We start from the raw sequence: 12,295 nt of genomic DNA on the forward strand, positions 1-12,295 counted from the left end.
AAATAAAAATTAATATTGACAATGTTATTAAATTAATTATATATTAAAATATATCTATTAATATATATATATACAAAAAAATTAAAATACAAAAAAATACAAAAAAATATTAAATAAATTAACTAATTTATTTAACTTAATTTCTAACATATATATTTTAGAAAAAAAAATAAAAACCATATAAATCATAATTAAGATAAAGAATTTATAAAGATAAAAGATCTACGTCTAAATAATATAGAAATAAAAGATTTCTACCTACTAAAAGTATATAATTTTAATATGACAAATTTACCTAAATTTAAAACTATTTTTTTTCATCCACGTTACTGGCTAACATGGTTAGGTATTTTAACACTTTGGTGTATCGTATTGCTACCATACAATTTTCTCTACAGAATAGGTCATATGCTTGGTAAAATTTCTATGTATTTTTTTACTAAAAGAGTAAATATCGCGCGAAAAAATTTAAATCTTTGTATGCCAAGCATGACAGATAAAGAAAGAGAAATTATGCTAAAACGCAATTTTGAATCTGTAGGCATGGGGATCATTGAAACTTCAATGGCTTGGTTTTGGCCAGATTGGCGTATTAAAAAATGGTTCACCATAACTGGATATGAAAATATTAAAAAAGTGCATCAATCTGACCGAGGAATATTATTAATAGGAATACATTTTTTAACTTTAGAACTTGGTGCACGTATTTTGGGTTTACTTAATCCAGGAATCGGTGTATATCGACCTAATAATAATAAACTAATTGACTGGTTTCAAACTAAAGGAAGATTACGTTCTAATAAGAAAATGATTAATCGTTATGACTTAAAAGGAATGATACGTGCTCTTAAACAAAAAGAAATTATTTGGTATGCACCCGACCATGACTATGGTGCTCAAAATAGCGTATTTGTTCCATTTTTTGGTGTTTCTGATACAGCAACTACAGCCGGTAGTTATATACTTATTAAAAGCACTCATCCAGCAGTTATATCATTTATCCCTAAAAGAAAATCACATGGAAAAGGGTACGAATTAATTATTTTACCCGATTTTAGCAATGAGCTAGTAATAATAAAAAATAAAGAAATAATGATCACTAAAATTAATAAATTTATTGAAAATGCTGTAATGAAAGCACCAGAACAATATATGTGGTTACACCGACGTTTTAAAACTCGACCTCCGGGATATCCTTCTATATATTAATTATACCAATAAAAATTTAAATAATATTTATAATTTACAAAAAATTTATTATTATATATAAAATAATAAATTTAATTATTACATAATCTAAAATTAAAAATTTATTTAAAATAATATGAAAATATTTAAAGTATAGAAAATTAAATAATTTTATTTTATATATATATTAAACTTCTCAATAACATACGGAGAATATAATTCTATATCTCCGTATGAATTAATAAAAATTTATTAAGATTGATGCTCAATTGTATCATTCTTTTGGTGTTTAATTGGTATACGGCGAGGTTTTTCACTTTCTGGAACTTCCAGATGAAGACTAACATTAAGAAGTCCATCTTGCAATTTTGCTTCTGTAACTTTCATATGTTCAGGTATGTTATAACTCAATCTAAAATCTGTATGATTAATGCCTCGATGTAACCAATTTTCATCATTATTTTGTGCAGTTTCATTTTTTGAATTATCATCTACTACTTCTTTTCTACCAGTTATGAGTAACCTACCGCCTATTGATTCAATTTCTAATTCACGGTCTTGCCAGCCAGGTACACAAACAGTAAGCAGATAAGTTTCATTATTAATCTGTTTTAAATCATACGGAGGAGTAACCGACATAGGAGAATCTCCGGTCAACTGAGTAAATAATCTATCAATTCGATTAAAACGATCAGAAAAAGCAGAATCTGCTAAAGAAGAAAAAGATGGCAAATTTCTTAAAAACATATGATAACCTCCTGAATATAAAATTTATTCAAAAGTTCATCTAGCCTGACGGCTGATTACTTCAATTACTATTATGGATTCTTTATGTTTTTTTTCAAGGATAACTTAAAAAAATTTTAACTATTATTATTAATATATAAAATATGTTTTTTAATTTTTTAAAATTTATTTATATATAGGTATCTATATTAGATAGATGTATAATAAAACATAAAAAATAAAATTATCTTTATGTATAGATATATTTAATTATATATATCTATAAATTATATAATATATTATATATTATATATTATATACAATTACATTAATTAATAAATTAAATATATAAAATTATTTATGTTAAAAACTAAAAATTAATTCCTATATTAAAAATAGAAAAATTTATATGGAAACAATCATATGATGATAAATAATAATAAAAATCATCCATTGGAATTTAAAATACTACCTATTGATGATCTTAGAAGTGCTATTGAATTCTTAAAACATTTTTCTAACGAATATATTACGGTTAATCAACCTATATCTATTTATACTCAATTAGCATCTGTATATAAACATATAGGAGCCGGTGGAACAGTAATGCGTCCTACACAAATTGGGCCAGCAATTATGTTTAATAACATACAAAATTATCCTAAAGGACGAATATTAATAGGAATGTTAGCTTCACGGCAGCGTGTTAGCCATTTATTAGGTATCTCATCACAAAAATTAGCTAAACACTTAGCCAATGCTAAACATCATTTAAAACCAACTATCACTATTAAAAATAAACAAGCACCTTGTCAAGAAATTATTTATAACGCAAATGAACCAAATTTCGATTTACATAAAATATTACCTATCCCCACAAACACAAAACAAGATGCAGGACCATTTTTGTGTATGGGATTAGTATTAGGTAGTGATCCTGATGACAAAAGGAATATAGATGTAACTATACATAGACTATGTGTTCAAGGAAAAGATGAACTTTCGATTTTTTTTGCTCCTAACAGACATATTGATATTTTTCGTAAGAAAGCAGAAATTGTAAATAAACAACTACCAGTTTCCGTTAATATAGGGCTAGACCCTGCCATTTATATTAGCTCAAGTTTTGAAGCACCTACTACTCCATTAGGCTTTAATGAACTCTATATCGCAGGAGGATTAAGAAATAAACCTATAGAATTAACAGAATGTGTTTCTATTCCACAATATTGTATTGCTAAGGCTGAAATTGTAATTGAAGGAAATATTTTACCTAACAAAAGAATGGTAGAAGATAAAAACACAAATACTGGTAAAGCAATGCCCGAATTTCTTGGATATATCGGAGAAGCTAATAATTCACTTCCAATACTTAAGGTTACAGCAATTACAACTCGTAAAAATCCAATTTTACAAACGTTAATTGGTCCTGGAGAAGAGCATGTTAATTTAGCAGGCTTACCTACTGAAGCCAGTATTTATATTGCTCTTAAAAATTCTCTTCCAGAATTAATACAAAATGTATATGCACATAGCGCTGGAGGTGGAAAATTACTTGTTATATTGCAGGTCAAAAAAAACACTATAGCTGACGATGGTAACGTAAAACAAGCAGCTATTAATACTCTAGCTGTTTATCGAGAACTAAAAAATATAATCATTGTAGATGAAGATGTAGATATTTTCGATACTAATGATGTGTTATGGGCGATGCAAACTCGTTATCAAGGAAATGTAGATACTATATTTATTCCAAATATTCCAGGACATATATTAGATCCTTCACAATCACCTGAATATAATCCAAATTTATCTGTTAAAGGTAACACTTGTAAAAGTATATTTGATTGCACTGTCCCTTGGAAATTAAAAGATAAATTTGTAAGAGCTCAATTTGAAAAAGTTGATCCAAAATTATGGATAAATAATACAATTTAAACTCAAATAAACTAAATGTATTGAATATATTAATTTATTCATACATAATCTAAACAAATAATATTCTTATTACATAAATTAAAGTATAAATAAATTAATTTAACTTTTTAATCATATAAAATATAATTATATTTTATATGAAAATAATATTATATACATTAATTCATATAATGAAATAATTAATTATCTATAATATTAAAAAATAAATAGCTAATATTTTAATTTAAAATTTGAATACTTAAGATAATTAATGTTATATATAATTTCATATCACTCTACAATTACATTAGATACATTATAATAGTTTTATTAAATATTTATAAAATAAATTATTCATACAATATCAAAAATCATCTATTATTCTAAATAATAGATGATTACATAATTGATTATAAAAATATATTAATTTGAAAATTATAGCTAAATTTTGTTAAAAATTTTAAAAAATATCATTAACTAGATAAATATAATTATTTAAATAAATAATTATATATTGTATGTAAAATTTTTTCTATTTTTAGAAAAATTTTTCAATAAAACCTATTATCCGTTTTTTACAATTTAATGATTTAAAAATTACTATTTAAAGTAATATATTAAAAAATTATATTTTTTCTAAAAAACTAATAATTAAAAATATCGCTATAAATATGGTAATGATGTAAAATAACTGCAAAGAAAAAATTTTAAATTATAAATATTAATAAGCAAATCAAAATAATTATATTATCATATATTATGTGATAATATAATTTCAAAAAAAACTTCAACAACTATTTTAATATAAAAGAACGTTTATATCTGTTATACAAACACCGTATATTAATAATAATGGTATTTATAAAATAGAAGATCGTCATATCTCTATACAAATAACACTTAACCATAAGTAATACGCATAAATTAAAAAATATAATTATTAATATAAAATGTAGTAATTATCAAATTTTACTCAATGCTCAAATTAAAATATTCAATATTTTGAATATAGATATATTATCACTATAAACACAAGCTAATAAATAATTATTTGATGATTAAATCTTTTAATTTAAAATTAATTATAAAATAACTTAGCTAAAGATCTAATCTATATTTTATTCAAAAAAATTCTTATAATACATCGTTTAAAATAACTTTGATAAGTCAATCCATTGAAATATTATTTTCAATATAAATTTCAATAACTTTAAGCATCTTTATTAATTCATCAAATATTTTTTAAACTTAAGTAACTAAAATATAGCTAAATAATAATAATTTAAATGTTAATAAAAATGCTTTTCTTATAAAAATAATTTGTTAATAAAGTATTTAGTTCATGGCTTAAATGATTATTGATACCATAAAGTTTAAATTTAATAATTCTCAAACATAAATAGACAAAATAACCAATATTATAAATATTTTTTATAAAAAAGTACTTAATTTTGTGAATTAGAGACGATTAGCTTATTATAAGATTTTTATATAAATTAATATATTTTAATATTAATTATAACAATTATCATATTTCCATCTGTTTTAATTAACAACTAACGAAGAAAATACGATTTTTTATCGTCAGGTAGCTTTGTTCAAAGTGAATATGAAATAAAATTATTTGATTAAAAAAACATAACATACCAATATTGAAAATATACATATGAATTACTAAAAAAAATAACATTCTTATAAAAACATCTTTATCTATAGCTTTTGAAGTTTCTTGAGTAAACAGCACATATTTTAACTTAAAACATTACTAATAAGGTATAAGCTTAACTAACTTATAAAGTCTGTTATATTGAATATTTTGCGCTGTAGAGCCTTATTTCAAAGCATAACGACGACATAAAATTATATTTTCTGTTTATTATATTCATTCTAGAAAAAAATCATGATTTGAGGATTGATAATCAGCAAAATTATTTGATTAATGTAATAGACTAAGATGAAAAAAAATAATCGTTATACATGTAAATAATATAAAAATAACAAAAGTAATAGATATTTTAATGTCCAGAAAAAACTTATTATTAATATTACTATTGTAAGATGAATTTTACCATCTTCATTTTTCAATGAAATTAATATTGTTATACATTAAAATATTATATAAAAGAAATAAAATTAAAAGAAGTAATAAATAAAAAACAATCTTCACTATATATGTGAAATTTTTTCATCATTAAAAATAATTCTTAAATTTTTAGTAAATCGCTTTTTAAATTCAATAAGTAACTTTACACAAGAATAAATTATAGAAATTCCTTTTCGTTTATATATTATATATAAACGAAAATTCGATTAGATAAACCATTAGTTTCTATATTTTTAATAATTATACTATTTAATTAGAAAATAAAGATCGATTACTATGCTTAATTTAATTAAATTAAGCATAGTAATTAAATATCAGCTAATCTGCGATATAATAAATCATTTTATTAGCAATCTAAACTAAATTACAATATAAATTGTTTAATCATTTTAATAATTTATAAAAATTAAAATTTTTGTATTAATTTTCGATTGAAGTAATATTGCAACCATCCTCCAATTAACCAAGATATAGTATATGCTAACTATGTTTATATTGAACTATATTATTTAATTAATTTATCATTAAGAATTTAGCATCATAAATTACTAATATTATATTAGTTTCTTCTTATAATATAGATAGGAACAGACTAAAATATATATACAATCTCTACAAATAATATTTTTTTCTAAAATTATGCACGCTATGTAATAATATAAATATATTTTGAAATTATTTGCCGTATTAATCATACATAAATAAAATAAAAAATATTGATTTAGAAATAAATATTTTAATTATATTACTAATTAATCTATCAACTTCATTAAATTAAATATTAAAAAATGAAATTTTAATGCATTACAAAATAAAGATTTACAATCATTATTAATGAGACTTCGTATTTAAGTAAAAAAATGAGAAAAAAGTAACTTACAATATAATGTAATAAAATAAAATTTCGATTTAAATAAAAGTAATTTACTACACTTTATAATAGAGATTAAAAAATTTCATTTAACCTAACATGAATCTCTATAACATAACATCAACAACAAGTTAAAACCTAGAACTTTAAAAAATAAATAAAATTACTATATAAAAATCAGTTAATAAATTTAATACTATTATTAGTTAATATGAACTTTTCAAGACACTATTATCGTAAAGTAAAAAAATAAAACCTATGTTGATTTATGTAAATAATACTAAATATCTATAAATTATGATTTTTAACTTATCTAAATAATATTTTATTTATTCTATTTTAATCATAATGTAAACGCATAATAGCTCGTTTAAATCTTATAAAAGATTCTTCCAAATCACAAAAAAATATTTAAATCGGGTATAAAATATAAAACATTCGATCCAGCAATTAAAAGTAATAATCACTTAGTTTACTGCTAAAATTGTTAGTTTTTTAGTTTTACCATGGAGTAATGGAATTAATTCTGATCCAATAAGCAATCGTATACCTCTTAATTAACTAAAAATGGAAAATTTACTTTATAATTTATGCAGTCGATATAATATCCATTCCATATATTATGTTTTTAACATCTACTAATCATTTCCTATTTAGTTTAATAATACGCTATTAGCCATAGCAGTATTCATTAGCTTACCACCAAAAGTTGTTCTATTAGTAACGGGTTGAAAAAATTTAACCTAATCTTCTTTAGATAACATAGCTTCAATAGAAAAATCTCTGCCCTGTCCAATCAATATTATGTCACTAGTTAGAATGTCAGATATTACTTCATATTGCTGATAATATAAAGTGTTCCAGTACATGCTACTCCAGTTGGAACCTAATAAAAAATTAATATAATATTAAAACGGTTACATATTTTTCTTAAACGTTCTAACAATCCGATTTTGCTACTAATACTTCACCTTCTGCCATTACAGGTTGTATAGTAATTGCATAAATCTTTTTAGAAGTATGTTTACTGATACTTTTGAAACCATTATAAGGAAGGTAAGTGATTTTATCTGGAAAAGGTGCATAATCAGCGGAATATTTAGACTGATCACCTACTGATAATGTAAAACGTATTTTTCCATAGAAGGAAATATGAAAAGCAATAATTTCGTTTTTATTCTTTACATAAAGATCCATTGCATATTTTCTAGCTAATTTTAACGCAGCTTTATTAGCTTCATCTCAAGAATTAAAAAAAAACTTTATTCATAAAGTTAGATTTAACTAATGTTTTTGCCAATTTTAAAATTGGTTCATTAGTGTATTCATTACCTGTATGCTAAAGCTTATTTGCTTGTTTTTTAATATTTTATTAATATATGGATGCACATGTCCTAGAAAATTAACAGCAATTTCCATCACAAGATCAATATAATCTTTTCATTTTGATCCCACACACATAACCCTTTTGTTTTAATGATAATTAATTATGTTAGTTAAAAACATGGTGTCATATATCGATCGAAATATTTTTAGATTAAATGTATTTGATATTCTTACGTTTCCAAAAATTTATAATTTTCTATAGTTTATTTGCATAAATTTAATTATTTATCATATTTAAATAAAACTACTAATATTTAAGTAACTATTTATTTATTAAAATACTAATAATAAATTAATCTCTTATAATTAAAAACACTAGAATTAATATATTCATTATGTTTGATTTATTAAAATATTACTATGTTCTCTTTGAGCTATTAAAATGTTAGGTATTAATATTTATTTATTAAATCTTAAATTTACTTAATTTTTACAAAAAAAATATAACTTTTATATGTAATTTATTATTTATCATCATAAACAATAGTATATAAGAATAAATTTATTACTTATGTTCAAAATATAATACTTGAATATAATTAATGATAATTTTTTATTCAAAATAAAAGTTTAATTAGATGAATTGAGTAATAAAGATAGTCACAACGTTATTATTTTTTAGAAGGTTTTTATGGACAAACTCTCTTATGTCTCAGATAGTCCAACATCATCGTGGACAACTTATTTACGTCAAATTGATCGTGTAGCTCCTTATTTAGGAGAACTTACACGTTGGGTAGATACTTTGCGACATCCTAAACGTGCACTTATTGTAGATATTCCACTACAAATGGATAATGGTACAATTTGTCATTTTGAAGGTTACCGTGTACAACATAATCTTTCACGTGGTCCTGGTAAAGGTGGTATTCGTTATCATCCAAATGTTAATTTAGATGAAATTATGGCTCTTTCTGCTTGGATGACTATCAAATGTGCTGCTGTCAATTTACCTTATGGTGGTGCTAAAGGAGGTATACGAGTAGATCCATTCTTACTATCAGAAAGTGAACTAGAGCGCTTAACACGACGTTATATAAGTGAAATAGGAATTCTTATTGGACCTCAAAAGGACATTCCAGCTCCAGATGTAGGCACTAATGGAAGAGTAATGGCATGGGTTATGGATACTTATTCAATGAATCAAGGAACAACTGTGACAGGTATTGTAACTGGTAAACCTATTCATCTAGGTGGTTCATTAGGGCGTGAAAAAGCTACTGGACGAGGTGTTTTTATGACTGGTCGAGAAGTTGCTTATCGTGAAGGTATTCAAATAAAAGGTAGCAGGGTCGCAGTACAAGGCTTTGGAAATGTAGGTAGTGAAACTGCACGTCTTTTTACTGAAGCTGGAGCATTGGTTATAGCTATTCAAGATCATAGTGCTTCTTTATTTAACGATAATGGAATTGATTTAGTTAAATTATTTAGTTGGCATAATAGATACCGTAAAATCGCAGGATTTCAAGGAGCTCAAGAAATCAATACAGATGAATTCTGGAATATCCAAATTGATATTTTTATTCCAGCAGCCTTGGAAGGACAAATTACTCTCGAACGTGCTAAAAATCTAGATTGTAAACTTATTTTAGAAGGAGCAAATGGTCCGACATATCCTGAAGCAGATGATATTTTAAATGAAAGAGGTATTATTATTGTACCTGACGTAATATGTAATGCTGGTGGAGTAACAGTAAGTTATTTTGAATGGGTACAAGATATGGCAAGCTTCTTTTGGAGTGAAGATGAAATTAATTTACGAATGGATCGAATCACAATAGAAGCAATGATCAATGTATGGAATAAATCAAAAGAGAAAAAATGTTCTTTACGTACAGCTGCTTATATTGTTGCATGTGAGCGTATTCTTATGGCTCGTAAGGATAGAGGAATTTATCCAGGATAAATTGATTACAATAACAATATAATAACATTAATAATCATTACTATTTTAATTGGAAATAATATTTCCTTATCTAATACTGGTGCAGTATCAATTGACTTTATATATACTGTGCTAGTATTTAATACTATTAAGATTTGTTTAATTATACTGATATTATAATGTCAATATATAAGCTATGAAGAGTAAAATACAGTTATAAATATTTTTATGTTATTTAAATAATAATAGTTAATAATTTTCATTTATATAAAGCATGTATGCTACATATGATATATATCAAATAATTTCTTAAGATCTTCTTTTGTTACTCCTATTTTTTTTAAAAGTTTTAATTTTAACTGAAAATTAGGATCAATGAATTTACTCATAGAAGTTTCTAATGTTAAGACACTTGATTGATCATCTTTAGGTGCTTGTAATTTAGGGTAGCGGTAATGCACATTAAAATATATTCTACGGCCTTTTTGTACTTCAGTGTAGTCTAAATAACCAATTTCTTTTAATTGTTCCATAGCCCGTCTAATAGTTTGATTTTGCGAAAATATTGGGGAACGAAGATTAAGTCTTCCACGTAATCTATCGAGCGAAATCGGTACTGGATTTTGAGGTAAACTTTCAATATAAGTATAAAGAGCTTGAGCTGATTCTCTCCGTTTTAAAGCATTTATTGCTTTTAATTGTAATAATACTTTTCGATCAAATTTATAGAGTTCAAAAAGCTTGGGATCAGCTTGTAAAATCACAATATCTTTTTTAGTATCGTAATAAGCAGATTGTACTAAATGTGTAATATATTCTTTGCTATGATTATCCATATTACTAGTAAAACAAATGGTGGTACTAGCAATACGCTTTAGTGATGGACTTATACGGTCTCTTAATTTCTTAGAAGAACGATTAGAAGGTATGCCACAAAGTTTAGCAAATTCGATAAAAGGTAATTGAACTTTATCACCAATAATTTTAGCATGATGTTTAGCAAAAGAATGAATGATTCCAATCCATGTTTTAAAATCATTATCCATATCTAATCTAGGTCCTATAATTTCAACTTTTTCAAATCCTTCCACTTTAGCTAAAGAAAGTCGAGTTAGTTCTTCTGTTACGTTAATGGTAGCAAATGTCTTATTTTTTCTATTTCTTAATGATTTAAGAGTAGGTACGAAAACACCAAGCCTCATTAATGCAACGGGTTGAATAGTATTATTTAGATTTGGTATGAGTTTAATCACCTCTCCGGATAATTTTTTTGTTTCTTTAAATAATCTAGATAGATCAAGATGTTCAATATCTATAACCATTGTAGCCTCTATTGATACATATCATATTCAATAACATTGTTAATTTATATAATAATATATAAAAAAGTTATCCACAGGTAATACTATTTATTAATAAAATTTACTCACTATAGCTTATATTAACTCCTAACTATAGTTTATATTTTACTAACTATAGTTTATGTTTTACTCACTATAGCTTATATTTTACTCACTATAGTTTATGTTAAAGTCCCTTCAACCCAGAGCTGACAAGGCTTCCGGCGATCGGGGATCTTTTTGGATCTTTTTGGATCTTTATATGGATCTTTATTATTGGGATCTAACTTGTGGATAAGTGGATAACTTTATTTGTAAGTTATAATTAATATATTTTATGAATCTTCTGATTTAATTTGAATGAATGCCTTAAAAAGGTTACTGATCTTCAATAAACGATTTCATTTATATTTAATATTAATTACACTAATAATATGTTAAAAAAATAATAATTTTTCAAAACTAAAATTTAATTTTAATTAAACATCAATAAAAATTATTCTATAATTTTTTTTATAAATCATCGGTTACAGAGATACTGAAGGGATAAAATTTAAGGTATTTTATCTCATTTTCAGTATAAATTGTTTCGACTGCTATGAAATAGCGGTTTTTGAGGGGGATAATGATAGAATCATATGTTGTCAGAGAACTACGAACCAGAATAGTGGCATTACGTGAGATGAGAGAGGGAAGAAGGCGGTCCACCCTGGGCTTCACTTACCAAAACCACTTTTCTTTCTTTTTCTTAATTTGAAGAATAGTTAGATAGCAAATAAATTAGCATTAGCAGGAGAATCAGCAATATAGAAAGAAGTCGCATAGATCTGTTCAAAACTTTAATTAATTTTACTCCACTGCTATAACTTTCTTACTTA

The 12,295-nt window shown here is 24.3% G+C and carries 6 protein-coding genes and 1 pseudogene; 3 read left to right on the forward strand and 4 right to left on the reverse strand.

Going from position 1 to position 12,295, the window contains the following annotated elements; translation table 11 throughout:
- Nucleotides 1-282 precede the first annotated feature (282 nt).
- Nucleotides 283-1,209: an LpxL/LpxP family Kdo(2)-lipid IV(A) lauroyl/palmitoleoyl acyltransferase gene (gene lpxL, locus FD727_RS03930; protein WP_159938879.1), complete on the forward strand. Its 927-nt coding sequence runs from the start codon at nt 283-285 to the stop codon at nt 1,207-1,209.
- Nucleotides 1,210-1,440: 231 nt separating this feature from the next.
- On the opposite strand, the gene FD727_RS03935 is transcribed toward lpxL, so the two are convergent.
- Entirely contained in the window at nt 1,441-1,935 is a 495-nt protein-coding gene (locus tag FD727_RS03935; RefSeq protein ID WP_159938881.1) for an Hsp20 family protein, read from the reverse strand.
- A gap of 402 nt (nt 1,936-2,337) precedes the next feature.
- On the opposite strand from FD727_RS03935, the gene FD727_RS03940 reads away from it, so the two are divergent.
- Nucleotides 2,338-3,852, forward strand: a complete 1,515-nt coding sequence (locus FD727_RS03940) for a UbiD family decarboxylase (protein ID WP_236393585.1) — start codon at nt 2,338-2,340, stop codon at nt 3,850-3,852.
- Nucleotides 3,853-7,549: 3,697 nt separating this feature from the next.
- On the opposite strand, the gene FD727_RS04110 is transcribed toward FD727_RS03940, so the two are convergent.
- Together FD727_RS04110 and FD727_RS04065 are read right to left on the reverse strand one after the other, a co-directional pair.
- On the reverse strand, nt 7,550-7,675 hold the full coding sequence (locus tag FD727_RS04110) for a hypothetical protein (RefSeq protein ID WP_255454581.1): 126 nt from the start codon (nt 7,673-7,675) through the stop codon (nt 7,550-7,552).
- A gap of 70 nt (nt 7,676-7,745) precedes the next feature.
- Nucleotides 7,746-8,033, reverse strand: a pseudogene (locus FD727_RS04065) (aminotransferase class III-fold pyridoxal phosphate-dependent enzyme); the annotation flags it as partial.
- Nucleotides 8,034-8,823: 790 nt separating this feature from the next.
- Here FD727_RS04065 and FD727_RS03950 point away from each other — a divergent pair.
- Nucleotides 8,824-10,098 (forward strand): Glu/Leu/Phe/Val dehydrogenase, encoded by a 1,275-nt coding sequence (locus FD727_RS03950; RefSeq protein ID WP_159938882.1) that lies wholly within the window; start codon nt 8,824-8,826, stop codon nt 10,096-10,098.
- Between the two features lie 260 nt (nt 10,099-10,358).
- On the opposite strand, the gene FD727_RS03955 is transcribed toward FD727_RS03950, so the two are convergent.
- The gene (locus FD727_RS03955; RefSeq protein ID WP_159938883.1) at nt 10,359-11,399 is read right to left on the reverse strand and encodes a RepB family plasmid replication initiator protein; all 1,041 of its coding nucleotides are present in this window, start codon (nt 11,397-11,399) and stop codon (nt 10,359-10,361) included.
- Between the last annotated feature and the right edge of the window lie 896 nt (nt 11,400-12,295).

Source organism: Pantoea sp. Mhis, from assembly GCF_009830015.1.

What these genes read in the sequence shown, in the direction of transcription:
- FD727_RS03935 (WP_159938881.1), bottom strand. Translation starts at nt 1,935, where the DNA reads ATGTTTTTAAGAAATTTGCCATCTTTTTCTTCTTTAGCAGATTCTGCT.
- FD727_RS03950 (WP_159938882.1), top strand. Translation starts at nt 8,824, where the DNA reads ATGGACAAACTCTCTTATGTCTCAGATAGTCCAACATCATCGTGGACA.
- FD727_RS03955 (WP_159938883.1), bottom strand. Translation starts at nt 11,399, where the DNA reads ATGGTTATAGATATTGAACATCTTGATCTATCTAGATTATTTAAAGAA.
- lpxL (WP_159938879.1), top strand. Translation starts at nt 283, where the DNA reads ATGACAAATTTACCTAAATTTAAAACTATTTTTTTTCATCCACGTTAC.
- FD727_RS03940 (WP_236393585.1), top strand. Translation starts at nt 2,338, where the DNA reads ATGATGATAAATAATAATAAAAATCATCCATTGGAATTTAAAATACTA.
- FD727_RS04110 (WP_255454581.1), bottom strand. Translation starts at nt 7,675, where the DNA reads ATGTACTGGAACACTTTATATTATCAGCAATATGAAGTAATATCTGAC.